Below are 24,153 nucleotides of genomic sequence, written 5' to 3' on the forward strand. Positions count from 1 at the left end.
CCCTAACCTAAACGCACCCGAACCAGTTCAGACCTGTTCGACTCTCCTCGCAAGACCTCCTCCGGTGCCTCGCAGGCGCCTTTCGCCAATCGAATGCAGAGCAAGCGCGCAACCATCACCGACGTCGCCCGGCTGGCGGGCGTATCCAAGGCAACCGTGTCCGCCGTCCTCAACGACACCGGCACGGTGAAGGCCAGCACCCGCGACCGGGTGCTGTCGGTGATGGAGAACGTGAACTACCGCCCCGCCGGCTTTTCGGGGCGGGCGGCTGCGCAGAACGAGCGGAGCATCGGGCTGGTCATCAAGGAGATCGACAACCCCTACTACGGCGAAGTGGTCACCGGCGCCCGCGCCGCGGCGCAGGAAAGCGGCTACACGCTGCTGGTCACCAGTTCCGAGGGCGAGTACGAAGCCGAGCGCAAGGCGGTGGAGCTGCTGCAGCGCAAGGAGGTCGACGGGTTGATCCTGACGCCCGTGCTGGACCAGGACGCCGACCTTTCGCACCTGTTCGAGCTGAAGCGCCGCAACTTTCCCTTCGTCCTGCTCGAGGAGCTGCGCGGTGTGCCCGCCGGGCTGATCGACGTGGACAACGAGGAAGCTTCGCGCAAGGCGGTGGAGTTCCTGATCGCGCAGGGCCACACGCGAATCGTCCACTTCGCCGGGCCTGCCTACTCGTGGCACAGCCAGGAGCGCATCGACGGCGTGCGGCGCGCCTGTAGCGCCTCGCACGTGATCTTCGGCGACGACGACGTGGTGAGGGCGGGGGCACACATGGAGGACGGCTACCGCGCCGGGCTGGAATACTTCGGCGCGCTGTCCCCCGCGGGGCGGCCCACGGCGGTCACCTGCTACAACGATCTGGTGGCGCTGGGGCTGTGCCGCGCGCTGGGCGAGCTGGGCATCGGCGTGCCCGCCGACGTGTCGGTGGTGGGGTTCGACGACATCCAGATGCTGGAGTACCTGCCGCTGCGCCTGACCACCGTTCGCATGCCCAAGTTCCAGATGGGCCAGCTGGCCGCGCAGATGCTGATCCGGCACATCGAGTCGCGCGAAACGCTTCCGCCCCAGAAGGTTTACCTGGAGGCCGAGCTGGTGGTGCGCGATTCCACCCGGGCCGTGCCGCAGTCCGCGCCGCCCGGCCGCATCCGCTTCGCGTCGGCGGACGGCGACGGCACCGCCGCCTCCGGCGCGCGGGCCCGGACCGTGGCCACGCCCTGAGTTTCACGTAGTCCCGCGGCCTCATCCGCCGCCTGTTCCGCACCCTTGCCGTTCCGCGGTACCCATGAGCGCGTTCCGACCCGGCCGGTCGCCCCCCAGGGCGCGCGGCGCACGAAGCACCACGATCCGCTCACCCTTCCGGCCCGCGTGGCCGGGCTCGTTCACCCGCTTCCCATTTCGAGGGAACGCCATGAAGAACTCCCTGTTCAACCGCGCCGGGCTCGCCGCGAGGCTGCTCCCCGCGCTCGCCTGCCTGGCCCTGCTCGTGTGGGGCGCCGCGCCTCTCGCCGCGCAGGGCACGGGCCGGATCACCGGCGCCGTCACCACCGATGCCGGCGCGCCCGTGGCCGACGCCACCGTGTCCGTCGTGGGCACGCAGATGACGGCCCGCACCGGCCCCGACGGCCGCTTCACCATCGCCGGCGTTCCCGCCGGCACGCACCAGGTGCGCGCCGGCCAGATCGGCTTCGCCTCCGGCACCGTCTCGGTGACCGTGGCCGACGGGCAGACCGCCGTCGCCAACTTCCGCCTGGGCACCCAGGCCCTGATGCTCGAAGAGGTGGTGGCCGTGGGCTACACCTCCCAGCGCCGTGCCACCGTGAGCGACGCGGTGGCGTCCGTTTCGGCCGAGGACATCGCGGACCAGCAGGTGGCCACCCTCGAAGAGGCCCTGCGCGGCCGCATTCCGGGCGTGACGGTGCAGTCCACCGGCGAGCCGGGGCAGAGCTCCCGCGTGATCGTCCGCGGGCAGCTCTTCCTGGGGAACAGCGACCCGCTGTACGTGGTGGACGGGATGTACACCCGGCAGAACCCCAACCTGAACCCCGACGACATCGAGAGCATCCAGGTGCTCAAGGACGCCTCGGCGGCGGCCCAGTACGGCGCCCAGTCGGCCAACGGCGTCATCATCATCACGACCAAGCGCGGCCGGTCCGGAGCTCCCCGGGTGTCGGTGAATTCGTACTACGGCGTACAGAACGTCGCGCGGCGCATCGACTTCGTCAGCGGCTCGCGGTGGAGCCAGATCAACAACATGGCGCGTACCAACGCCGGAATGGCCGCCGACAACACGCAGTTCTCGGTGGATACCGACTGGCAGGACGCCGTCTTCCAGACGGGCAACATCCAGGACCACAACTTTTCCGTGGGTGGCGGAACCGACAACGCCAGCTACCTGCTGGGCGGCGGGTGGTTCGAGCAGGAAGGCACCATCATCAACACCGGCTTCGAGCGGGCGAGCCTGCGGGTGAACAGCGAAATGCGCGGCGGCCGCTGGCGCGTAGGCGAGAACCTGTCCGTTTCGCGCAGCACGCGCGACAACGTGGTGGGCTTTCCGCTGATCGACGTAGTGCGGCTGCAGCCCGGCATCCCGGTGTACGACCCCAACAACGCCAGCGGCTTCGGCTACGGCAGCGGCGGCGGGGCGCTGGCCACCTTCGGCACCAACCCGGTGGGCGCCTTCGAGCGCGAGGACAACACCGACGCCACCAACCGGTTGCTGGGAAACGTCTTCGGCGAACTTTCGCTGATCGGCGGGCTGCGTTACCGGGTGAACCTCGGCGCTGAGTACGTCGACACCGACTTCCGCCAGTTCGTCCGGCAGCGGCAGATCCGGCAGAACACGGTACCCACCTTCAACGAGGGACTCAATCGGCGCGGCAGCCTCCTCTCGTTGCTGCAGGAGCACCTGCTGCAGTTCGAGGGCTCGCGCGGCGAGCACGCCCTGAACGCGGTGGCCGGCGTCACCGAGCAGACCACCAACTTCCAGGGCCTGGAGGCGTACCGCCGCGGCTTCGCCGACGAGGACATCAACGAGATCGACGCGGGCACCAGCAACTTCGCGAACCGCGGCTTCACCATCCCCGGCGCGCTGCGGGGCCTGCTGGGCCGGGCCAACTACTCGTACGCCGACCGTTACCTGCTGACCGGCACCTTCCGCCGCGACGGCTCGTCACGCTTTGGCCCGGGGAACAAGTACGGAAACTTCTTCTCTGGCTCGGCGGCGTGGGTGGTCAGCGAGGAGCCGTTCTTCGCCGGCATCCCGTTCATTGGCGGCGCCGACAACCTGAAGCTGCGCGCCAGCTACGGCTCGCTGGGCAACCAGGACATCGGCGACTTCCAGTACGCCGCGTCGGTGGTCGCCAACCAGAGCTATTTGTTCGGCAACAGCATCGCCACTGGCGCCACGCAGCTCAGCCTGGCCAACCCCGACATCCGCTGGCAGGACCAGACGCAGACGAACGTGGGCCTGGACCTGGCCGTGCTGGGGGGCAACCTGCTGGTGACGGCCGACTACTACGTCTCGGAGTCCGGCGGCCTGCTGGTGCAGGCGCCCATTCCCTGGAGCCTGGGTGCCGTGGGCGCGCCCACGGTGAACGCAGGAACCATCCGCAACCGCGGCTTCGAACTGGGCGCGGAGTTGAGCCTGCAGCGCGGCGACTTCGACCTGGACCTGGCCGCCAACGTTACCACGATCAACAATGAGGTGACGGAGCTGGGCAACGGCGGGCAGCCCATCTTCGCCGGTTTCGGCAACGTGGCGCGCACCACGGTGGGGGGTTCCATCGGCGAGTTCTTCGTGCTGAAGACCGACGGCATCTTCCAGAGCGACGCCGAGGTGCAGGCGTACCGGGCCAGCAACGGCAACCGCATCCAGCCCAACGCCAAGGCCGGCGACATCCGCTACGCCGACCTGAACGACGACGGGCTGATCAACGACGACGATCGCTACGTGGCGGGCAGCCCCAACCCCGACCTGGAAACGGGCCTGAGCCTGAACGCGGACTACCGGGCCTTCAACTTCGGCGTGGCGATGCGCGGCAGCTTTGGCGCCAAAGTGTTCAACGTCGCCCGGTTCTGGACGGACCGCATGGATGAGAACAGCAACTATCGCGCTGACCTGGACCCGTGGACGCCCGGCAACACCAGCACCGACGACCCGCGCGCCGTGTTCGGCCCGGCGGGCGCCGACAACGCCCGCGCCAACACCGACCGCTGGATCGAGGACGCGTCGTTCCTGCGCATTCAGAACGTGGTGCTGGGCTACCGGCTGCCGGCCGGGCTCACCAGCCGCTTCGGCATCGCGGGCGAGGGGTCGCGCATCTACCTGAACATCCAGAACCTGCACACGTTCACCAGCTTCTCCAACTGGGACCCCGAAGTGCGCGGCGGCGACACGCTAACGCGCGGAATCGACGACGGGCGGATCTACCCGAACCCGCGCACGTTCTCGCTCGGCATCGACGTGAACCTGTGATGCCCCGCAGCCGACGGATGGACCTTCAACCAGGGGGGAGACCCCGAGCCATGACGAAATCCTTTCGAGTGATCCCGGCCCTGCTGGCGGCGGCGCTGCTGGCGGGGTGCGCGGAGCTGGACGTAACCGATCCCAACCAGCGGACGGCCGACACCTTCTGGCAGACCGAGCAGGACGCGGTGATGGGGGTGAATGCCGCCTACCGCGGGCTGCAGGAGAACGGCGGCTACGGCCGGTGGCTGCAGTTCGCCTACGACATGCGCTCCGACATCGGCTACAGCCGGAGCCCGTGGGGCGACCTGGCGAACTTCACCAAGTCGGTGCTGGGCAGCTACGACTTCGAGGTGAACCGCGAGATCTTTCAGCACCACTACCAGACGATCTTCCGGGCCAACCAGGTGATCGCGTACGTTCCCGCCATCACGGGAATGAACGCGGGCACGCGCGACCGCATCGTGGGCGAGGCCAAGTTCATCCGGGCCTTGGCGTACTTCAACCTGGTGAACCTGTACGGCAACATCCCGCTGGTGCTGGAGCCCTCGAACCCCGCCGACCGGCCGGCGCAGGTGACGGCCGACGTGGTGTGGGCGCAGATCGAGAAGGACCTGACGGAGGCGCGCGCCGCGCTTCCCGCCAGCTACACCGGCACCGACGTGGGCCGCGCCACCCGCGGCGCCGCGGCGGCGCTGCTGGGCCGGGCGCACCTGCAGCAGCGCGAGTGGGCCCCGGCGGCGGCGGCGTTCGCCGACGTCACCGGCGGCACCCAGTACTCGCTGCTGTCCAACTTCGGCGACAATTTCACCGCCGCGGGCGACAACAGCGTCGAAACCATCTTCGAGGTGCAGTTCGGCGGCCCCGAAGTGCTGGCGGCGGGAAGCCGCGGGCAGAACATCATCAAGATGATGGGCCCCTGCGGCGTGGGCTTCTGCGACGGCGAGCCCCGCCAGTGGTACGTGGACGAGTTCCGCAGGGAGACGACCGTGGCCGGCGGGACGGACCCGCGCATGGACGCCACGCTCTTCTACAACCGCGCCGGCGGCATGGACGTGTACGGCACGCCTTTCGCCAACCGCTACGGCAACCGGCTGGGCGACGAGTTCTGGAAGAAGTTCGGCGAGCACTACAAGACCGACCAGGACTGGGACAACCCCATCAACGTCGAGGTGATGCGGCTGGGCGGCGTGCTGCTGCTCCACGCCGAGGCGCTCACCGAGAACAACCAGGTGGAGCTGGCGCGGCCGCTGGTGAACCGCGTGCGTGCCCGTGCCGGGCTGGCGCCGCTTGCCACGGGGATGTCGCAGGCCGCCATGCGCACCGAGATCGAGCACCAGATCCTGCTGGAGCTGGGGCTGGAGAACGAGCGCTGGCTCTGGCTGGCGCGGCAGGGGTGGCTGTCGGACGCGGGACGCATCGCAACGCTGCGCACGCGCGACCCGGACTTCGACGTCTTTGCGCCGCACCGGGCGCTGCTGCCCATTCCGTCGACGGAAACGAACCTGAACCCGAACGTCAAGCAGAACCCCGGCTGGTAAAGCGAGGCGGGTTCAGCGAGATTCAAAGCCGCGGACGGCCGCCCCGTGCGGTCGTCCGCGGACCTTCTTTCCGGGACTGCTGGCGAAGGAACTTGGCAATGACAGGAACGAACTGGCTTCGGATCGCGGCGCTGCCGCTGCTTCTGGCGGGGTGCGGCGACGGCCCCGGCACCATCGAGCCGCCGCCGACGGCGCAGTGCACCTTCGCCAACCCGGTCGTCGCGGGGGCGGACCCGTGGGTGGTGCGCGACGCTGGCTCGTACCACATGGTGCAGTCGCGCGACGGGGGCATCTGGGTGACGAAGTCCACCACGCTCACCGGCGTCGCCGGCAACGGGGTGCGCGTGTGGACGCCCCCCGCGACGGGGTGGAACTCCACCAACGTCTGGGCGCCCGAGCTTCACCGCATCGGCGGCCGCTGGTACATCTACTACGCGGCGGGAAGCGCGGGGCCGCCGTACATCCACCAGCGCAGCGGCGTGCTGGAGTCGGTGGGCACCGACCCGCAGGGCACGTACGTCGACCGGGGGATGCTGTACACGGGCGACGACCCGGCGCAGGCGGGCGAGAGCAAGTGGGCCATCGACGTTTCCGTGGCCACCATCAATGGGCAGCTGTACGCCGCCTGGTCCGGCTGGGAGCAGAACGCCGCCACGGACCGCACGCCGCAGCACCTGTACCTGGCGCGGATGTCCAACCCGTACACCATCAGCGGCGCGCGGGTACGCATCAGCTCGCCAGTGGAGCCGTGGGAGCGGGGGACGGAGCTGGACCTGCAGGAGGGGCCCGAGTTCCTTCAGCGCAACGGGCAGACGTTCATCATCTACTCCACGCGCGAGTCGTGGCTGCCCGACTACCGCCTGGGCCAGCTTCGCCTGACCGGCGCGGACCCCATGTCGCCGGCCAACTGGACGAAGAGCGGCCCCGTGTTCGTTTCGGGCGAGGGCGTGGTGGGCGTAGGGCACGCGGGGTTCACCAAGTCGCCCGACGGCACGGAGGACTGGATCGTGTACCACGCCAAGACGAGCACGTCGCCGGGGTGGGACCGGGTGATCCGCATGCAGAAGTTCACCTGGAACGCGGACGGGTCTCCCAGCTTCGGGCTGCCGGAGCCTTCGGGGCGGCAGATCGCCCGGCCCTCGGGCGAATGTCCCGCGAACTGACTGGCCTCACGCAGAGACGCAGAGTCGCAGAGAGATTGGTTCCTCTGTGTCTCTGCGTCTCTGCGTGATCCCCCTTTCCGTTTCTCCTCATTGCGAATGACTGTGGAGCGTGCGCCGTTCGGCGAGCTGGACGGCAACGTCGTAGAAATGTTCACCATGCGGGCGCCCGGCGGAGCCGAGGTGCGGGTCACGCCGTACGGGGGGGCGATCCTTTCCATCCGCGTCCCCGACCGCGACGGCCGGCTGGGCGACGTGGTGCTGGGCTTCGACACGCTGGCGGAGTACGTGGCCGACACCGCCTACTTCGGCGCGCTGATCGGGCGCCACGCCAACCGCATCCGCGGCGGGCGCTTTTCCCTGGACGGCACGGCGCACCAGCTTCCCGTCAACAACGGGCAGAACCACCTGCACGGCGGCCCGCGCGGCTTTCACAAGGTGCTCTGGTCCGCGCGGCCGCTAGCGGACGGGGTGGCGCTGGAGTACACCAGCCCCAGTGGCGACGAGGGATATCCGGGAAACCTGCGGGCGACGGTGACGTACCGCTGGAGTGCGGACCATGCTCTGTCGGTGGACTACGAGGCGGAGGCGGACGCCGCCACGCCGGTGAACCTGACGCAGCACACGTACTTCAACCTCGCGGGCGATCCCGCGCGCGACATCCTGGGCCACCGGCTGCAACTGAACGCCGACCGGTTCACGCCCGTGGACGACACGCTGATCCCGACGGGCGAGATGGCGCCGGTGGAGGGCACCCCGTTCGACTTCCGCCAGCCGACCCCCATCGGCGCGCAGATCGGCGACGGTCACGCGCAGTTCGACGCGCCGGGCGGATACGACCACAATTTCGTGCTTCGGGGCGACGGCTCGCTGTCTCTCGGCGCGCGCGTGGTGGAGCCGGAGAGCGGGCGCGTGCTGGAGCTTCTCACCACGGAGCCCGGTCTGCAGTTCTACTCGGGCAACTTCCTGAACGGCGAGGCCGTGGGCAAAGGCGGAGTGCCGTACCGCCATCGGTGCGGGTTCTGCCTGGAGCCGCAGCACTTTCCCGACGCGCCCAACCAGCCCGCCTTCCCCAGCACCATCCTCCGCCCAGGCGAGCGCTACACCTCGCGCACGGTCTACCGGTTCAGCGTAGCCGTAGACTAGCCCCAGCACGCCGACCCGATCCACGCACGCGCTGTCATCCCTGAGGGCCCAGGCGCACCACACCGAACAGAGCCACCCAGCGGTGTCCTGAGGCCCAGGCGCACGGTACTCTCCCGCAGTACAGCCGCCGCGGGCCGAAGGATCTAGCCGAGGGCCGTACTCGGCTGGGCGCGGCAGCGGTCACGGAGCCTGAGGCCTCGGCTGCCGTGGGCCCTCACCCGGCCGCGCTGACACGCGTGCCACCCTCTCCCACAAGTGGGAGAGGGTGTACACTTCGGGCTTCGGTGCGCCGGGGACAGCCCGGTGCTCGGGCCGGCGCCCCCCATCCCCAACCCTTCCCCCGTAAACTGCGCGGGAGAAGGGAGCCAGTCGAGTGCGCGCAACCGGCCGAACCGCGGTTCAGGTCTCCCCCTCCCCTGCGCAGCGGGGGACGGGGGCCGGGGGGAGGGGGCTCCTGAGGCATGCGGGGAAGCCTATCGAACCTCGATGACGAAGTGCTCCCCTCTCCCGCGCTGTTTGCGGGGGAGGGGCCGGGGGAGGGGGAACCTGCCCTCCCGTTGGAACCACCTTTGCAAACGGCTCCGCGTTCGAGGAACCTGCTACAAACCCAGGAACTCCGGACGATGGACGTCAAAGGCAACTTCGGCCTGCTGAAGCGGGCATTCAAGGACTTCTCCGACGACGAATGCCCGCGGATGGCGGCGGCGCTTTCGTACTATACGGTGTTCTCGCTGCCACCGCTGCTGATCCTGATCCTGCTGATCGCGGGGATGGTGTTCGACCCGGCGCAGGTGCAGGAGGCGCTCGCCACGCAGATGGGCAGCCTGATGGGCTCCGCCGGCGCCGAAGAGGTGGGCACCATCCTCCAGCAGTCGGAAAAGCCGGGCGGGCGCGGGCTGAAGGCCTTCCTGGGCATCGCGGCGGTGACGTTCGGGGCGACCGGCGCCTTCCTTCAGCTGCAGGGCGCGCTGAACCGGGCCTGGGAGGTGGAGCCCGATCCGAAGGCGGGCGGCATCAAGAACATGATCTTCAAGCGGGTGCTCTCGCTGGGGATGATCCTGGGCGTCGCCTTCCTTCTGCTGGTGTCGCTGGCGCTCAGCGCGGCGATCTCGGCGCTGGGCGGGTTCATTGGGCGCATCATCCCGGGCGCGAACGAGGTGGTGCTCCACGTCTTCAACTTCATCTTTTCGCTGGTGGTGATCACCGGCCTGTTCGCCGCCATCTTCAAGGTGCTCCCGGACGCGCGGATCGCCTGGAAGGACGTGTGGGTGGGCGCCGTCTTCACCGGCCTGCTCTTCGTGATCGGCAAGTTCGGACTGGGCTTCTATCTGGGCCGCAGCAACCCGGGCGAGGCGTTCGGCGCGGCGGGGTCGCTGGCGCTGGTGCTGGTGTGGATCTACTACTCGTCGATGATCATCCTTTTCGGCGCCGAGTTCACGCAGGTTTGGGCGATCGAGCGCGGAAGCGGGATCGAGCCGGAACCCGGGGCCCGGCGCATGAACGACGACGTCGGTGGTGCGGAGGCACAGGGCAAGAAGGGCAGGCCCACCGGCAAGGCCGCCAAGCGCGCAGCCGCGTTGAAGAACGATCCGAATAACGTCACCGTGCAGGAGCCCGACTCTCGCGTGGAGCAGCGGCTGCCGGAGTAGCCCTACTCGATGCTCTACGATGCCGAACACCCTCTTCCAGGCGCGTGGAAGAGGGTGTTCGAGTTCTTAGGCGCAGCGTCGCGCGCTCAGGATCAGAGCGCAAGATCAGCAATCATCCAACGATAGCCTGAGATGGACCGGAGCACGTATCCCTTCTCCTCCAAGCCAACCAACATTTTTCGCGTGCGAGAGGACGACAGTGGACGAAGTTGCCGTTGGACTCTCGCAGTATTGAGGTGCTCAAGAATGAGTCGTTCTGGGACCGACGGTCCGGTCCCGGATAATTCTATGATTGCACGGACGAGCAATGCTTCGTCGTCCGATAGCACCTCCAACATCGCCGCGAAAATGGGAAGTAACTGACCCATGATGCCGAGTGTGCTCCCGCCACCGAGAAGGAGTGCCCCAAAGCTCGCAAGTAGGTCAACCGACCTCACGCGCGACACGGCTAGTCGTGCGACACGCTTTCCAGATCCGGGCAATCGCGCTATACAAAACGCGACCTGATCAGTCCGCAGAGATCCAGCTGTGAGCGACTGGTACTCGGGCTCTGGTCTGGTATCGGATCGGCCTACAAGGTGGGCCAGGAAATCGGCTGCCTCTGGGAAGGTAAGAGATGGAATGCCGATAATTTGTGCGTTTTCGTGGATTTTGTAGTCACCATGTATGGCCTGTCCCCACAGCGTTCCTGCGCGGTGCCGCACTTCCGCCGGCGTACAGATGTACGCGACAGAAGGCGTGTTGCTGAGCAACAGAACAATCCACGGAGATCCGCTACGCTCCAGTTGTCCTAAGATATTGGGGCTAAGTCCCCAAAACCCCGGAAACTCATTGCTTTCCTTTACATAGAGCAGCAGGGACCGTTCGCGATTCCCTAGCCGAAAAATGTTGCCGGCCTGTCGCTCGCGCCCTTCCCAAATGGTGATCTGCGAGCCAAACGAATCACAAGCATCTTGAACTCGAGAGAGAAAAATGTCGATCATCGCACGTGTGGCTCATAAGGAGGGTATGAAAGGAACGAGAAGCTATACGGCACCGATAATCTAAGGTTTCATTCACACCCATATCGTAAACACTGCCACCTCCGGCGGCGACCCGAAGCGCACCGGGAGCGACGACATCCCGATGCCGCGGCAGACGTAGAGCGGCGCCGCGCCGGGATCGCGGAACCAGCCCCGGACGTAGCGCCCGCTGGCCGGGGGCAGGATGGGGGTCCACCCGAAGAGGTTCACCTGCCCCCCGTGCGTGTGGCCGCTCAGCACCGCCGCCACTTGGCGCAGATCGAAGTCCGGGGCGGGCGCGGGCGGCGCATGGACGCCGAACGCCGAGTTGGCGAACAGCCGGTCGCGGTGCTCCGGGCAGTGGGCCAGGACCAGGTGCGCATCGGCACCCTTGGCCGCGGCGCGGCCGAAGGCGCCCGGGCCGTCGGGCTGACCGCCAAGGAGATCGTCCAGCCCGATGACGGCCAGTCCCCGGCCCCCCACCTCGTGCACGGCGGACTTGTTCACCAGCAGCCGCCCGTTGTATCTCCCGTAGATGGCAGCCAGGTCCGCCATGTCCACGCCGCCCCAGTACTCGCGGTTTCCGGCGATGGCGTACTTGGGCGTGCGCCGGTCGAACAGCTCCAGCAGCGACGCCAACTCGGGCAGGCGCTCCTTGTCGTCTACCGAGTCGCCGGTGAAGAGCACGAAGTCGGGCTTCAGCCGGTTGACCTCCGCCACGATCCGCCGGTGGAGGCGGCCGACGGAGTGCAGGTGCAGGTCGGTGACCTGGACGAACCGCACCTGCCGCTGCTCCGGCGAGGTGCGCGCGTTGATCGCGTGGCGGGTGAACTCCACGCGCCGCGGCTCCACCAGGAAGGCATTGCCCCCCACCGCCGCCGCGCCGGCCGCGCCAAGGGCCAGGAAACGCCTGCGGGTGATGAGGGGGGAACGCGAGCCGGCCGGTGGAGCGGGTCCACCGGCCGGCGCGTCATCGCGATCGGTCATCGACACGGCGTCAGGCGCGGACGATCCGGCGCGGAGCCTGTTCGCGACGCTTGTTGTGCGAGTACAGGACGGCGATCCCCGTGACGACCAGGCCGATGCTGATCAGCTGCGCGACCGAGATCACCCCGAAGAAGCGGTCGTCCTTGGCGCGGAAGATCTCCACGATGAAGCGCTCGACGCCCGCCATCGCCAGCCACGCGAAGAACAGCTTCCCCGGCGTGTCGGCCAGCCGCGGACGCAGCTTGAACAGGGCGAAGAGGATGATGAACGACATCCCCGCCTCGTACAGCTGCGTGGGGTGGACGGCGAGCACCTGGGTGTCGGGCACGCTGGCCGGCAGGTCTACGCCGAACGCGCGCAGGTTGCCGGCGGTGGAGGGCGGCGCTCCCTCGGGAAACGCCACGGCCCAGGGCGCGTCGGTGGGGGCGCCGTAGTCGTCGCCCACCATGAAGCACCCCAGCCGGCCGATGGCGTACCCCATGGCCAGCCCCGGCGCGATGGCGTCGCCGTATGGCCACACGGGCAGCTTCAGCTGGCGAAGGCGGAACAGCACCGCCAGCGCGCCCCCGATGAAGCCGCCGTACCACACCAGGCCGGAGCGCGACAGCAGGGCGGTCCACGGGTCGGCCGCGGTCTCGGAGAAGTTGAGGATCAGGTAGTAGATCTTGGCGCCCAGGATGCCGCCGATGGCCGCCCACCCCGCCAGGTCCCACGCGTGCTCCGGGTTGTGCCCCGCCTGCTTGAGCTCGCGGGCGGTGACCCACGATGCGGCGAGAAACGCCAGGGCCATCATCAGCCCGAAGCTGGTGACCTTGAACCCGCCGATCTCGAAGAGGATTGGGAACATCTGGGGCCGGAAACGAAGGGGAGGATGGCAACACGGGTGAGGCACAAAGGTAGACGATTCCAGCCATCCGGTAAAGCGGCGCCGGGACGCGCAACGGATGCGTGAGCCTCGGCTGCCGTGGGCCCTCACCCGGCCGCGCTGACACGCGTGCCACCCTCTCCCACAAACAGCGTGGGAGAGGGGGTACACTTCGGGCCTGGGTGCTCAGGGCTGGTCTGGTGCTCGGGCCGGCGCCCCCCATCCCCAACCCTTCCCCCGCAAACAGCGCGGGGGAAGGGAGCCAGTCGAGTGCGCCGGGCCAGCCGAAGCGCGATTCAGGTCTCCCCCTCCCCTGCGCAGCGGGGGACGGGGGCCGGGGGGAGGGGGCTGCCGCGGCATGCATCGGAACTCGTCGAACCTCCACCCGAAGTGCTCCCCTCTCCCGGCGGGGTTTGCCGGGGGAGGGCCGGGGGAGGGGCCTTCCCGAGGCATGCACCGGCAGCCCGTCGAACCTCACCTGAAGTGCTCCTCTCTCCCGCGCTGTTTGCGGGGGAGAGGCCGGGAGGGGGGGCTGCCGCGGCATGCACCCGCAGCCCGTCGCCCCCCCCACTCGAAGTGCTCCCCTCTCCGCACAGCAGTACCGTGCGGGGAGGGGCCAGGGGAGGCGCCTATAAGCGCTTTCCGCGCCGCGTCCAGATGACGATGGTCCCGCAGCGGACCAGGGGCGTGACGAACTGCGACGGGGTGTCGGCCTCGCCGCGGTATACCTCGATGCCGTCGATCTCCGAGGGGCTCACGTACTCGTCGATCACGAACTCCGCGGCGCGCACGCGGGGGGCGCTGGCCATCGGGTGAATCATCCGCACCCCGTCGATGATGAACATCATCTGGCACTGTGCGGTGCTGCTGCCGCGTGACATCGGGTGCCCCGACGTGCCCATCCGCCCGGAACTCGGGCGCAGGTTGGGAATGCCGGTGAGCACGTCGGTCACGCGCCCCGCCCGCCGGCCCAGGATCTCCGAACGGGTGATGAAGCGCCCGTGTCCGCTCTGCATCCGCTCCATGAACCCGCGCATCTCGGGGGTCATCCGCTGCCCGGAACGCGACATCACTGTCACCGGCTGAAGCACCACCGACTGGGCCGCCATCCGCAGTTCCACCGACACCACGGAGTCCGATTCCAGCGCCAGGTCTCCCAGTACCTCGCGATAGCCGATTCGCGAGGCCCGCAGCCGGTAGGCGCCGAGCTCCACGTGCGGGAACTCGAAGTTGCCCGCGCTGTCGCTGCGGGTGGAGGTCTGCCACTGGCCGCGGTTGGCGGAGATCACGATGGTGCCCTCGGCGATCACCCCGTCGCTGGCGGCGTCCAGCAGGCGCCCGCGGACGATGGTCTGCGCGGGCGCGGGGATGGCGAACGACAGGACGGCGAGGCCGGCGAGCGCAAGGCGGCGGGACGAACGCATGGTGCCTCCCTCGAAGCGGAGGACGTGGGCCGGGGGGCACGGTCGTGCACCCCCGGATGGAGACACGCCGCGGGACGAGGGCCCGCGGCGGGCAAAGCTCAGTCGAACATGCCCCAGGCGCCTTCCAGGTCCTGCTTGCTGTACACCCGGAACGCGGTGAGCGTGTTGGTGCGCTCGATGCCCGACACCTGGGCGATCTCTTCGGTAACGATCTCGGCGATGCGCTCGTACTGCTCGACGCGCAGGATGGCGATCAGGTCGTACTCGCCCGACACGGAATAGACCTCGGCCACCCCGTCGATGCCCGCGATGCGGCGGGCCAGGGCGGGCACGTCGCCGGGAACGGAGCGAATCAGCACGACGGCGGCAACCATGGGGGATTCTTTCTCGGGTTCTGGATACGGACGCCAGTACAGTAACCAAAGTAGGGGAAGAAACGAAAGTAGGGGAAGGATTCTGACTTCGGGTGGGGGTTCGACGGGCTGCGTCGGGCCCTCCCCCGGCCCCTCCCCCGGCAAACCCCCGCCAGGAGAGGGAGGAACTTCGGGTGGGGTTCGATGGGCTGCCGGTGCATGCCTCTGGGAGCCCCTTCAATGGACGTTTGACGATGATCGTGATTATTATCATGGGGATTACCGTTCACCTCACGCGTGTGGCATGAGCACGACTTTCGATACCTCCGCCGTTTCGAGCCGCCCCATGGACGTGCGGCGCCTGGGGATGATCTCCTACGGCGACGCGCTGGCGCTGCAGGAGCAGCTGGTGAAGCAGCGCCGCGCGGGTGAAGTTCCCGACACGCTGCTGCTGCTGGAGCACCCGCACGTGATCACGCTGGGCAGCGGCTCGCACGACGAGAACGTCCTCGTCTCGGCGCGCGAGCGGGCCGAGCGGGGGATCGAGCTGTTCGAGACGGGGCGCGGGGGAGACGTGACGTACCACGGCCCCGGCCAGCTGGTGGGCTATCCCATCTTCGACCTCAAGCCCGACCGGCAGGACCTTCACCGCTACCTGCGCGACATCGAGGAGGCGCTGATCGGCGTCCTCGCCGACTTCGGGCTGCGGGGCGGGCGCAAGGAGGGGCTGACCGGCGTGTGGGTGGATGGGCGCAAGCTGGGGGCGATCGGCGTGCGCGTATCGTCGGGGTGGATCACCAGCCACGGCTTTGCCCTGAACGTGGCGACCGACCTGTCGTTCTTCGGCACCATCGTCCCCTGCGGCATCCGCGATCACGGCGTCGGCTCGCTGTCCGGCGAACTGGGCCGCGAGGTGCCGATGGCGGAGGCGGAGGCATCCGCCGTCCGCTGGTTCGAGCGCATCTTCGGACGGACGGCGGTAGAGACGGACTGAATCATCCGCGGCCGATCGCCCTTATCATGATTCGCCCCGGCACCTCCGGGGCGGCACCCCACAATCCGCTTACTTTGCTCTTCCCTGCCCTGATGAACAATCCCAGGATTCTCGTCGTCTCCGTTTCTACCGGGACGGGCCACGTCCGCGCGGCGGAAGCGGTGTGCGCCGCGCTCGCCCGCCGTCACCCTGGCGTGTACGTACGCCACGTGGACCTGCTGGAGCTGGCGCCGCAGTGGGTGCGGGCGTTCTACGGCAAGGCGTTCGAGAAGGTGGCCGCGCACGCGCCGTCGTTGTGGAAGGAGATCTATCACGCCACGGACGGCGACGAGCACGACCGCGCCCGCTGGGCCGCCGCGGGCCGCTTCGTGTTCCGCGCGTTCCGGCGCGTGCTGGACGGGGAGCGGTGGGATGCGTGCCTGGCGACGCACTTCCTTCCCTGCCAGCTGGCGTCCGGAGGCGGCGAGTTTCCGCCCCTTTCGCTGGTGGTCACGGACTTCACCCTGCACCGCGTGTGGGTGCAGCCGTGCGCCAGCCGCTACTTCGTGGCCACGGACGAGCTCGCGGCGGAACTGGGCAGGCGTGTGCCCGGCGTTCCGGCGCTCGCGACCGGCATCCCCATCTCGCCCGACGTGGCATCCGCGGGGTCGCGCGACGAGGCCCGCGCGGCGCTGGGGCTGCCGGCGGACCGGCGCATGGCGCTGATCGTGGGCGGGGGATTGGGGATCGGCGTGGAGGAGGCCGCGCGCGCGGCGCTGGAAGCCACGCCCGGCGACGTTCAGCTGGTGGCGGTCTGCGGCCGCAACGACTCCGCGCGCGAGCGGCTGCAGGCGCTGGGACTGCCGGCGGAGCGCCTGCAGGTGCACGGGTACGTGCAGGGGCTTACGACGTGGATGTCGGCCGCGGACCTGGTCGCCACCAAGCCCGGCGGACTGTCGCTGAGCGAGGGGCTGGCGCTGGGATGCGCGCTGCTGCTGACGCGGCCCATCCCCGGTGCCGAAGAGGGGAACGCCCGCGTGGCCGAGGCGAACGGCGCGGCGCTGGTGGCGAACACCACGGGCGAGATCCGCGCCGCCTTCGCCCGCGCGTTCAGCGAGCCCGGCCTGCTCCAGCGGCTGGCGGATGGGGCGCGGGGCATGGGCCGTCCCCACGCCGCGGACCACGTGGCGGACGCCCTCGTGGCGTCCGTCGCCCGGCCTCCGGAGGTGGGGGTCAACGCACAGGCGGCCGGCGCGAGGGCTTGAACTCGAACTTGTCGGGCGGCAGGGCGAAGAAGCTCAGGTAACGTTCCTTTTCCTGCTCTTCGCGGATCCAGTCGTCGAACTTCGAATCCACCAGTCCGCCGCTCTGGTCCTGGCGGGACGCGGAGCGGGTGGCCAGGTAGTTGGCGTACTCGTTCTGCGGATGGCCGGCGTGCCCCTTCACCCAGCGCCACTGCACCTCGTGGCGGCCCGCGACCGGCATCAGCGCCTTCCACAGCTCCAGGTTCTCGATCTCGCCGTCCTTGCGCTTCCATCCGCGCGCGGACCAGCCGTGCACCCACTGCGTCATGCCGTCCACCAGGTAGCGGCTGTCGGAGGTGAAGACTACGCGTGAGGGCTGCTTGAGCGCCCCTAGCGGGATGGTGGCGCTGCGGATGGCCATACGGTTGTTGGTGGTGTCGGGCTCCGACGTCCAGTAGTCGCGCCGGACCCAGCCCTTGCGCGGGTGCCAGTACTCCAGCAGTCCGGCGGCCCCGCCGGGGCGCGCGCGGTCCTTGTACTGGTTGCCCAGGCACGACTCGTCCGCGTAGATGAACACCAGCGGCTGCGGCTCTTCCAAACTTCCTCCCAGGGTGGTTTCACGAGCGGCGGAATCTACCCGCCAGGGGTCACTGCGCCAGTTCCCCCTCCCCCGCCCCGTCTGGCCCCTCCCCCGCCCCGTCTGGCCCCTCCCCCGGCCCCTCCCCCGGCAAACTGCGCCGGGAGAGGGGAGAACTTCGGGCGGGGTTCGACCGGCCGCCTGCGCATGCCTCTGGGAGCCCCCTCCCCCCGGCCCCCTTCCCCCGCTGCGCAGGGGAGGGGGAGACCTGAATCGCTCTTCGGCTGGCCCCGCGCACCACACTGGCTCCCTTCCCCCGCGCAGTTTGCGGGGGAAGGGTTGGGGATGGGGGGCGCCGGCCCAAGCACCAGACCCAGTTCCCACGCGCCCGATCCTGAAGTGTACCCCCTCTCCCACGCTGTTTGTGGGAGAGGGTGGACGAGCATAAGCGAGGACGGGTGAGGGCCCCACGGCAGCCGAGGCCTCTGCACTGGTGGCCGCTGCCGCGCCCGGGCTGGTACGTGTCCGCAATTAGATCCTTCGGCCCGCGGGGCATGGTGAGCGGGCGAGTGCGGCGTGGCTTGGCCTCAGGATGACAGACTCGCGCGCTCATCCGCAGCTCCCCGCACTGCTTGACACGCGCTCCTCCCGGCCTAGATTCCCGCCGCGCATCTCCCCTTTCTGCATCGACTTGCCGCGACACCGGAGACTCCGTTGCCCCATCCCGCAGTGCTGATCCTGGAAGACGGCCGCGCGTTCCGCGGCGAGGCGCATGGCGCGCGGGGCACGGCGTTCGGCGAGGTGGTCTTCAACACGTCGATGACCGGGTACCAGGAGGTCCTGACCGATCCGTCGTACTCCGGGCAGATCGTCACCATGACCTACCCGCTGATCGGCAACTACGGGGTGAACGCCGAGGACGAGGAGAGCGCGGGGCCGCAGGTTGCCGGCTTCGTGCTTCACGAGGCGCCCCCCGCGTATAGCAACTGGCGCGCGGCCGAGTCGCTCGACGCGTACCTGCAGCGCCACGGGGTGATCGCCATCACGGGCGTGGACACGCGCGCGCTCACTCGCCACATCCGCTCACTCGGCTCCATGCGCGGCGCGATCGCCCCGGCGGAGGTGGACGCGGACGAGCTGGTGCGGCAGATCCGGGCGCAGCCGCAGATGGCCGGGCTGGATCTGGCGTGCGGGGTGTCGACGGACGAGCGCTACCTGGTGCCGCCCGCGGGCGAGACGCGCTATCGCGTGCTGGCGTACGACTTCGGGGTGAAGTCGCACTCGCTGAAGCTGCTGGCCCAGCGCGGCTGCGAGGTCACCGTGCTCCCCGCCACCACGCCTACCGAGGAGATCGTGGCGGCCGGGGCCGATGGCCTGTTCGTTTCCAACGGACCGGGCGATCCTGAGGCCGTAGGGCATGCGCTCGATGCCATTCGCGCGCTGTCGGGAACCGGCACCCCGGTGTTCGGCATCTGCCTGGGACACCAGCTGATCGCCCGGGCGTTCGGGGCCGAGACGTACAAGCTCAAGTACGGGCACCGCGGCGGAAACCATCCCGTGCGGCGCCTTTCGGACGGGGCGGTGGAGATCACGGCGCAGAACCACGGCTTTGCGGTGCGCGGCGACGAGGGCGGCATTCCGGGCGCGCCGGAGCTGCAGGTGACGCACATGAACCTGAACGACGGTACGGTCGAGGGGCTGCAGCACCGCGACCGGCCGGTTTTTTCGGTGCAGTACCACCCCGAGGCCGCGCCGGGGCCGCACGACTCGCGCTATCTCTTTGACCGGTTTGTGGATGAGATGGAGCGGCGCGCGCAGCAAATGCAAATAGACGCTTGACGGCAGGGCCGCCGCGGATTATCGTTCCCGGCGTATAAGTGACCTTGCACCAGATCGTTAGGCCACTTCGCCCGCTGTCCTACCGTTCCCGGCCTCCGCCACGGCTTCCGCACCTGACAGAACGATATCGGCCACACCGGGCCGGCCCCGTCACGCCGACCCGCTTGTCGTCTCCCGTTCAGATCTCTCCGGATCCGTCGCCCCGCGCCGTGAGCGCCGCAGGGCCTGGAACGCCCACGCGCGACTGCCACGAGCCCGCACCAAACCCCAGAGGAGCTTTCTCATGACCAAGGCGGACCTTGTCCAACGCGTCGCCGACACCATCGGGCCCGGAGTCACCAAGCGTGACTGCGCGGTGGTGGTGGACGCGTTCCTGAATTCCATCAAGGACGCGATGGCCGAGCACCAGAACATCGAGATCCGCGGGTTCGGCACGTTCAAGGTGCGCGAGCGCAAGAGCCGCCTGGCGCGCAACCCGCGCACGGGCGACCCGGTGGAGGTTCCGCCGCGCGCGGTGCCGGTGTTCAAGCCGTCGAAGGAGCTCCGCGCCATCGTCGAGGAGCGTCCGCTCGAGGTCTGAGCCGCGCCGTTCGCCGGGCCGAGGCGCCCGCCCCTGCACGGGGGCGGGCGCTTTTTTTGCGCTTGTTCGCGGCGTTCACCCGGACGCTTCCCCCACGCGCAGCAGGATGACGCACACCCACGAGACGCAGGGCCGGCACGCCCGCGACCGCAACGTCTTTGCGCACGACGACCGCCCCGGCCCGTACGAAACCTCGTACGATGTCCGCCGCGGATACGACGAGCCGTCCGTGGCTCCGGCGCACGCGGGCAAGACGGCGGAGCCGCTGCTGTTCCGCGGCCGGGACGAACGGTAGGTTCCCCCTCCCCCGGCCCCTCCCCCGCAAACCGCGCGGGAGAGGGGGGAACTTCGGGTGAGGTTCGACAGGTGCCTCGCATGCCTCGGGTGGGCCCCTCCCCTGGCCCCCGTCCTCCGCTACGCAGGGTGGGGGAGACCTGAATCGCGCTTGGCTGGCCCGGCGCACTCGACTGGCTCCCTTCCCCCGCGCAGTTTGCGGGGGAAGGGCTGGGGATGGGGGGCGCCGGCCCGAGCACCGAATCCGCCTCGACGCGCCTACCCCGCCCCACCCTCTGGCATCCATCCTGCCCACCGCGCCGTCAGCACGCACACACCGGAGACCAAGCATGCTGATCCAGGAAGTCCTGACCGACATCCCCCCCGAAGAAGTGATCCAGCGGGCGCGCGAGTGGTTCACTCTGCGCATGACGCCGTACGCCGGGTTCGCCGAAGACTCCAGCGACCATCACCTGAAGCTGACGAGCGAGGCCGCCGACATCACCATCGGCACGGGGACGCAGGACGGGCGCACGCTCGTTCGCGCTTCTACCTCGCGGATGCACCACGAGGTTTCGCAGTTTCTCGCAACGCTGGCCCCGGCTGAGGAAGTGCGCGAAAACCTGCCCGGCCCCGGCGTTTCCGGCGCCGGCTGATCCCTTCCCCGCCCCGCGCCCTGAACCCGCGCGGGGCGGCGGTGTACGTGGTGCAAGGACGTGGAGCGCGGACACATTACGCACTTCCGCACTCACGCACTCACGCACCTGCCCCTCATGATCATCCGATCCCTCTTCTTCGCCTCGTACCGCGACATGGCCGGCGCCGACGAGCTGGCGATGGAGCTTCCGGCGGGCGCCCGCGTGGCGGACCTGGTGGGGCGGCTCCGTTCCAGCGGTGGCCTGTCGCGTATGCCCGAGTCTCCCGTGGTGGCGGTCAACATGGACTATGCCCCGCTGGCGACGGAGCTGCGCGATGGCGACGAGGTGGCGTTCATTCCGCCCGTGGCGGGGGGCTGACGTGCCGGAGAGCTTTGCCCTGGTCACGCCCGATCCCATCGACCCCGCGCGCCTGCTCGGCGACACGCTGTCGCCCGACGACGGCGCGGCGCTGCTGTTCTGGGGCGTGGTGCGCAACCAGAACGACGGGCGCCCGGTGAGCCACCTGGAGTACTCGGCGTACGGGGAGATGGCGGAGCGCGAGATGCGCCGCATCGCCGACGAGGCGCGCGAGCGGTTCGGCACGGGTGCCATCCGGGTGATCCACCGCACCGGCTCGCTGGCCATCGGCGAGGCGAGCGTGGCCATCGCCGTCGCGTCGCCCCACCGGGCCGAGGCGTACGAGGCGTCGCGCTACGTGATCGAGCAGTTGAAGCAGCGCGTGCCGGTGTGGAAGCGCGAGGGATACGTGGACGGTGATACCGAGTGGGTGCCGGGCTTTACCCCCGCGGTCCGGGAGATGGCGTGAGCCGGCTGGTGCAGCTGGGCCCGCTGCCGGTCGCTTCCGAGCGTCCCATCCCCGAAACCGGTCCCATGACGGACGGCTTCGGGCGGCGGATCGAGTACCTGCGCATCTCCGTCACCGACAAGTGCAACCTCCGCTGCGTGTACTGCATGCCCGAGGAGGGGCTGCCCTGGCTGAAGCGCGAGCAGATCCTTCGATACGAGGAGATCGCCGAGATCGTGCGCGTGATGGCGGACCAGGGGCTGCGCCGCATTCGCATCACCGGCGGGGAGCCGCTGGTGCGCCGCGACCTGCCCGCGCTGGTGAGGATGATCCGCGCCGTTCCGCAGATCGAGGACGTGGCGCTTTCTACCAACGCCGTCCTGCTGACCGAGATGGCGGACGAGCTGCGCTATGCCGGCGTGGACCGCGTGAACGTGTCGCTGGATTCGCTGCGGCCGGACCGCATCGATGCCATCTCGCGCCGGGCGGGATCGGCGGACGGGATCTTCCGCGGGCTTGAGGCGGCGGAGCGGGCGGGATTCGCTCCCATCAAGGTGAACTGCGTGGTGATGCGCGGCCGCAACGACGACGAGGTGGCGGATTTTGCGGCCATCACCCGTGACCGGCCCTGGCACGTGCGGTTCATCGAGGTGATGCCCACGGGCGAGAACCTGGGCGTCTCCGCCGACGAGTTCGTCTCGTCCGACGAGATCCTGGAGAACATCGGGCGGATCGGCGACCTGCGGCCGGTGGCGGGCCCGGCGGGGAACGGGCCGGCGCGGTACTACGCGTTCGATGGCGCCGCGGGTACGGTGGGCGTCATCACGCCGATGAGCCACAACTACTGCGACCGCTGCAACCGCATGCGGCTGACGGCGGACGGCCAGCTTCGCCCCTGCCTTTTCGGACACGCGCAGACCAACCTGCGCGATCCCCTCCGCCGCGGCGAGCCGCTGGAGCCCCTGATTCGCCAGACGCTGCGCATCAAGCCCGAGCGCCACTGGCTGGTGCAGGGCTCCGACGCGGGATCGGGCGGGCTGCTGGCCCTTTCTCAGGTCGGCGGCTGACGCCTCGCTTCCGCTAGCGTCCGCCGCACGGACGCGGACTCCCCGCCCCCCGCCGTTCCCGAGCATGACCCACCCCGAAGGCCGCAGGCTCCTCGCCACGGGCCGGCAATATTTCCTTTTCGTCGTTCTGCCGGTGCTCGCCGTGCTCGCCATTCTGCAGGTGGGCGGCGGAATGGGCGCATCCGCGGCCGCTGTGCAGGCCCCCCCGCCCACGGCGAGCAGCCCCAGGCCGCCGCTACCCGACATGCTGCTGCTCCTGGCGCAGATCGGGGTGATCGTGATCGCCGCGCGAGGCCTGGGCTACCTGTTCCGGCGCATCGGCCAGCCGCAGGTGGTGGGTGAGATGGCCGCCGGGCTCATGCTGGGACCTTCGCTGCTCGGATGGGTGGCGCCCGGGGTGACGGCGGCCCTCTTCCCAGCCGCCAGCCTCGGATTTCTGAGCGCGCTGAGCCAGGTGGGGCTGCTGGTGTTCATGTTCCTGGTGGGCGTACGCCTGGATCCCCAGCTGCTTCGCAACCGCGGCCACACGGCGGTGGTCACCAGCCACGTGAGCATCGCCGCGCCATTTCTGCTGGGGACGGTGCTGGCCCTGGCCATCCATCCCACGCTGGCCCCCAAGGGGGTGAGCTTCACCGCCTTCGCGCTGTTCATGGGCGCCGCCATGAGCGTGACAGCCTTTCCCGTGCTGGCACGCATCCTGGCCGAAAAGCGCCTGACCGGCACCCGGCTGGGCGCCGTGACGCTGGCCTGCGCGGCGGTGGACGACGTGACGGCGTGGAGCATCCTGGCCGGGGTGGTGATGCTGGTGCGCAGCGGCGACATGAACGTGCCCCTGTGGGTAACCGTGGTGGGCTCGGCGGCGTTCGCCGTCGTGATGATCACCCTCGTGCGGGCGGGGGTGGCCCGGGCGCTGCGCGGCTCGGTGCGCGAGGGCACCCTCTCGGACGACGGGCTGGCGTTCATCCTCCTGTTGGCGCTCCTCTCGGCCCTGGTGACGGAGTACCTGGGCGTACACGCCCTGTTCGGCGCCTTTCTGGCCGGGGCGGTCGTTCCGAAGGAGCCGGGCTTCGTGCGCAGGCTGACGGACAAGCTCGAGGACGTGACGGTGGTTCTCCTGCTGCCGCTGTTCTTTGCGTTCACCGGCCTGCGGACGAGCATCGGCCTGGTGAGCGGGTGGGAGATGTGGCTTACCTGCGCGGCGGTGATTGCGGTGGCGGTGGCGGGAAAGTTCGGCGGGAGCACGCTGGCGGCGCGGGCCACGGGCATGTCGTGGCGCGACGCGAGCGCGCTGGGCGTGCTGATGAACACGCGCGGGCTGATGGAACTGGTGATCCTGAACGTGGGGCTGGACCTGGGGGTGATCTCGCCGGCGCTGTTCGCCATGATGGTGCTGATGGCCCTGGTGACCACCTTCATGACCACGCCGCTGCTGGACTGGATCCTGGGGGATGCCGAGCCGGCCGTGGACGAGCCCGACCCGGCGCCGGTGCTTGCCCTGGCGGCAACGCGTGCGTAGTCTCGTCGCGGTCGCGCGGTTGAATCGGTGGCGGCGGACCCATCCGGGTC

At 69.3% G+C, this 24,153-nt stretch carries 22 protein-coding genes; 16 read left to right on the plus strand and 6 right to left on the minus strand.

From position 1 onward, the window contains the following. The first annotated feature begins 93 nt into the window (after positions 1 to 93). The 6 genes from VF632_RS03760 to VF632_RS03785 all read left to right on the plus strand — a co-directional run bounded on the left by VF632_RS03760 (position 94) and on the right by VF632_RS03785 (position 9,961). Positions 94 to 1,218 (plus strand): LacI family DNA-binding transcriptional regulator, encoded by a 1,125-nt coding sequence (locus VF632_RS03760; RefSeq protein ID WP_331021513.1) that lies wholly within the window; start codon positions 94 to 96, stop codon positions 1,216 to 1,218. Between the two features lie 190 nt (positions 1,219 to 1,408). Then, positions 1,409 to 4,474, plus strand: a complete 3,066-nt coding sequence (locus VF632_RS03765; RefSeq protein ID WP_331021514.1) for a SusC/RagA family TonB-linked outer membrane protein — start codon at positions 1,409 to 1,411, stop codon at positions 4,472 to 4,474. 50 nt (positions 4,475 to 4,524) lie between these two features. Beyond that, positions 4,525 to 6,006: a RagB/SusD family nutrient uptake outer membrane protein gene (locus tag VF632_RS03770; RefSeq protein WP_331021515.1), complete on the plus strand. Its 1,482-nt coding sequence runs from the start codon at positions 4,525 to 4,527 to the stop codon at positions 6,004 to 6,006. A gap of 98 nt (positions 6,007 to 6,104) precedes the next feature. Then, positions 6,105 to 7,169 carry a glycoside hydrolase family 43 protein gene (locus VF632_RS03775; protein WP_331021516.1) on the plus strand — a complete coding sequence of 355 codons (1,065 nt, stop codon included), beginning with the start codon at positions 6,105 to 6,107 and terminating at the stop codon, positions 7,167 to 7,169. A gap of 96 nt (positions 7,170 to 7,265) precedes the next feature. Then, positions 7,266 to 8,312: an aldose epimerase family protein gene (locus VF632_RS03780; protein ID WP_331021517.1), complete on the plus strand. Its 1,047-nt coding sequence runs from the start codon at positions 7,266 to 7,268 to the stop codon at positions 8,310 to 8,312. A gap of 623 nt (positions 8,313 to 8,935) precedes the next feature. Continuing rightward, positions 8,936 to 9,961, plus strand: coding sequence for a YihY/virulence factor BrkB family protein (locus tag VF632_RS03785; protein ID WP_331021518.1), 1,026 nt, complete (start codon positions 8,936 to 8,938; stop codon positions 9,959 to 9,961). A 92-nt stretch (positions 9,962 to 10,053) separates the two neighbouring features. Here the strand turns inward: VF632_RS03785 and VF632_RS03790 are convergent, their stop codons facing one another. The 5 genes from VF632_RS03790 to VF632_RS03810 all read right to left on the minus strand — a co-directional run bounded on the left by VF632_RS03790 (position 10,054) and on the right by VF632_RS03810 (position 14,612). Continuing rightward, the gene (locus VF632_RS03790; protein WP_331021519.1) at positions 10,054 to 10,944 is read right to left on the minus strand and encodes a hypothetical protein; all 891 of its coding nucleotides are present in this window, start codon (positions 10,942 to 10,944) and stop codon (positions 10,054 to 10,056) included. A 72-nt stretch (positions 10,945 to 11,016) separates the two neighbouring features. Next, the gene (locus VF632_RS03795; RefSeq protein WP_331021520.1) at positions 11,017 to 11,949 is read right to left on the minus strand and encodes a metallophosphoesterase; all 933 of its coding nucleotides are present in this window, start codon (positions 11,947 to 11,949) and stop codon (positions 11,017 to 11,019) included. Positions 11,950 to 11,959: 10 nt separating this feature from the next. Next, on the minus strand, positions 11,960 to 12,796 hold the full coding sequence (gene lgt / locus VF632_RS03800; RefSeq protein ID WP_331021521.1) for a prolipoprotein diacylglyceryl transferase: 837 nt from the start codon (positions 12,794 to 12,796) through the stop codon (positions 11,960 to 11,962). Positions 12,797 to 13,443: 647 nt separating this feature from the next. Further along, positions 13,444 to 14,238 (minus strand): carboxypeptidase-like regulatory domain-containing protein, encoded by a 795-nt coding sequence (locus tag VF632_RS03805; protein ID WP_331021522.1) that lies wholly within the window; start codon positions 14,236 to 14,238, stop codon positions 13,444 to 13,446. A 98-nt stretch (positions 14,239 to 14,336) separates the two neighbouring features. Next, complete coding sequence (locus VF632_RS03810) at positions 14,337 to 14,612, minus strand: Lrp/AsnC ligand binding domain-containing protein (protein WP_331021523.1); 276 nt, start codon at positions 14,610 to 14,612, stop codon at positions 14,337 to 14,339. 283 nt (positions 14,613 to 14,895) lie between these two features. On the opposite strand from VF632_RS03810, the gene lipB reads away from it, so the two are divergent. Both lipB and VF632_RS03820 read left to right on the plus strand, forming a co-directional pair. Next, a complete protein-coding gene (lipB, locus tag VF632_RS03815; RefSeq protein ID WP_331021524.1) occupies positions 14,896 to 15,585 on the plus strand; it encodes a lipoyl(octanoyl) transferase LipB in 690 nt (229 codons plus the stop codon). 92 nt (positions 15,586 to 15,677) lie between these two features. Then, positions 15,678 to 16,829 (plus strand): MGDG synthase family glycosyltransferase, encoded by a 1,152-nt coding sequence (locus VF632_RS03820; protein ID WP_331021525.1) that lies wholly within the window; start codon positions 15,678 to 15,680, stop codon positions 16,827 to 16,829. Here VF632_RS03820 and VF632_RS03825 read toward each other — a convergent pair. Further along, positions 16,798 to 17,406 carry an RNase H family protein gene (locus VF632_RS03825; RefSeq protein WP_331021526.1) on the minus strand — a complete coding sequence of 203 codons (609 nt, stop codon included), beginning with the start codon at positions 17,404 to 17,406 and terminating at the stop codon, positions 16,798 to 16,800. The two genes, VF632_RS03820 and VF632_RS03825, sit on opposite strands and share 32 nt — an antisense overlap. 693 nt (positions 17,407 to 18,099) lie before the next feature. Between VF632_RS03825 and carA the strand changes: the two genes are divergently transcribed. The 8 genes from carA (at position 18,100) to VF632_RS03865 (ending at position 24,103) form a co-directional block, all read left to right on the plus strand. Beyond that, positions 18,100 to 19,224, plus strand: coding sequence for a glutamine-hydrolyzing carbamoyl-phosphate synthase small subunit (gene carA, locus VF632_RS03830; protein ID WP_331021527.1), 1,125 nt, complete (start codon positions 18,100 to 18,102; stop codon positions 19,222 to 19,224). Between the two features lie 283 nt (positions 19,225 to 19,507). Beyond that, the gene (locus VF632_RS03835) at positions 19,508 to 19,804 is read left to right on the plus strand and encodes an HU family DNA-binding protein (RefSeq protein ID WP_331021528.1); all 297 of its coding nucleotides are present in this window, start codon (positions 19,508 to 19,510) and stop codon (positions 19,802 to 19,804) included. A 106-nt stretch (positions 19,805 to 19,910) separates the two neighbouring features. After that, complete coding sequence (locus VF632_RS03840; protein ID WP_331021529.1) at positions 19,911 to 20,099, plus strand: hypothetical protein; 189 nt, start codon at positions 19,911 to 19,913, stop codon at positions 20,097 to 20,099. A 328-nt stretch (positions 20,100 to 20,427) separates the two neighbouring features. Then, positions 20,428 to 20,733, plus strand: a complete 306-nt coding sequence (locus tag VF632_RS03845) for a hypothetical protein (protein ID WP_331021530.1) — start codon at positions 20,428 to 20,430, stop codon at positions 20,731 to 20,733. A gap of 117 nt (positions 20,734 to 20,850) precedes the next feature. Beyond that, positions 20,851 to 21,093, plus strand: coding sequence for a MoaD/ThiS family protein (locus tag VF632_RS03850; protein WP_331021531.1), 243 nt, complete (start codon positions 20,851 to 20,853; stop codon positions 21,091 to 21,093). Between the two features lies 1 nt (position 21,094). Beyond that, positions 21,095 to 21,541 (plus strand): molybdenum cofactor biosynthesis protein MoaE, encoded by a 447-nt coding sequence (locus VF632_RS03855; RefSeq protein ID WP_331021532.1) that lies wholly within the window; start codon positions 21,095 to 21,097, stop codon positions 21,539 to 21,541. Then, complete coding sequence (moaA, locus tag VF632_RS03860) at positions 21,538 to 22,587, plus strand: GTP 3',8-cyclase MoaA (protein WP_331021533.1); 1,050 nt, start codon at positions 21,538 to 21,540, stop codon at positions 22,585 to 22,587. Before VF632_RS03855 ends, moaA begins: the two co-directional genes overlap by 4 nt. Before the next feature lie 64 nt (positions 22,588 to 22,651). Next, the gene (locus VF632_RS03865) at positions 22,652 to 24,103 is read left to right on the plus strand and encodes a cation:proton antiporter (RefSeq protein WP_331021534.1); all 1,452 of its coding nucleotides are present in this window, start codon (positions 22,652 to 22,654) and stop codon (positions 24,101 to 24,103) included. Positions 24,104 to 24,153: the final 50 nt, after the last annotated feature.

The sequence above is a fragment of the Longimicrobium sp. genome, from assembly GCF_036388275.1.
GTDB lineage: Bacteria > Gemmatimonadota > Gemmatimonadetes > Longimicrobiales > Longimicrobiaceae > Longimicrobium.

Excerpts from the sequence above, each read along its gene's own strand:
- VF632_RS03760 (WP_331021513.1), top strand. The coding sequence starts at position 94 with ATGCAGAGCAAGCGCGCAACCATCACCGACGTCGCCCGGCTGGCGGGC.
- VF632_RS03765 (WP_331021514.1), top strand. The coding sequence starts at position 1,409 with ATGAAGAACTCCCTGTTCAACCGCGCCGGGCTCGCCGCGAGGCTGCTC.
- VF632_RS03770 (WP_331021515.1), top strand. The coding sequence starts at position 4,525 with ATGACGAAATCCTTTCGAGTGATCCCGGCCCTGCTGGCGGCGGCGCTG.
- VF632_RS03775 (WP_331021516.1), top strand. The coding sequence starts at position 6,105 with ATGACAGGAACGAACTGGCTTCGGATCGCGGCGCTGCCGCTGCTTCTG.
- VF632_RS03780 (WP_331021517.1), top strand. The coding sequence starts at position 7,266 with ATGACTGTGGAGCGTGCGCCGTTCGGCGAGCTGGACGGCAACGTCGTA.
- VF632_RS03785 (WP_331021518.1), top strand. The coding sequence starts at position 8,936 with ATGGACGTCAAAGGCAACTTCGGCCTGCTGAAGCGGGCATTCAAGGAC.
- VF632_RS03790 (WP_331021519.1), bottom strand. The coding sequence starts at position 10,944 with ATGATCGACATTTTTCTCTCTCGAGTTCAAGATGCTTGTGATTCGTTT.
- VF632_RS03795 (WP_331021520.1), bottom strand. The coding sequence starts at position 11,949 with ATGACCGATCGCGATGACGCGCCGGCCGGTGGACCCGCTCCACCGGCC.
- lgt (WP_331021521.1), bottom strand. The coding sequence starts at position 12,796 with ATGTTCCCAATCCTCTTCGAGATCGGCGGGTTCAAGGTCACCAGCTTC.
- VF632_RS03805 (WP_331021522.1), bottom strand. The coding sequence starts at position 14,238 with ATGCGTTCGTCCCGCCGCCTTGCGCTCGCCGGCCTCGCCGTCCTGTCG.
- VF632_RS03810 (WP_331021523.1), bottom strand. The coding sequence starts at position 14,612 with ATGGTTGCCGCCGTCGTGCTGATTCGCTCCGTTCCCGGCGACGTGCCC.
- lipB (WP_331021524.1), top strand. The coding sequence starts at position 14,896 with ATGAGCACGACTTTCGATACCTCCGCCGTTTCGAGCCGCCCCATGGAC.
- VF632_RS03820 (WP_331021525.1), top strand. The coding sequence starts at position 15,678 with ATGAACAATCCCAGGATTCTCGTCGTCTCCGTTTCTACCGGGACGGGC.
- VF632_RS03835 (WP_331021528.1), top strand. The coding sequence starts at position 19,508 with ATGACCAAGGCGGACCTTGTCCAACGCGTCGCCGACACCATCGGGCCC.
- VF632_RS03840 (WP_331021529.1), top strand. The coding sequence starts at position 19,911 with ATGACGCACACCCACGAGACGCAGGGCCGGCACGCCCGCGACCGCAAC.
- VF632_RS03845 (WP_331021530.1), top strand. The coding sequence starts at position 20,428 with ATGCTGATCCAGGAAGTCCTGACCGACATCCCCCCCGAAGAAGTGATC.
- VF632_RS03850 (WP_331021531.1), top strand. The coding sequence starts at position 20,851 with ATGATCATCCGATCCCTCTTCTTCGCCTCGTACCGCGACATGGCCGGC.
- VF632_RS03865 (WP_331021534.1), top strand. The coding sequence starts at position 22,652 with ATGACCCACCCCGAAGGCCGCAGGCTCCTCGCCACGGGCCGGCAATAT.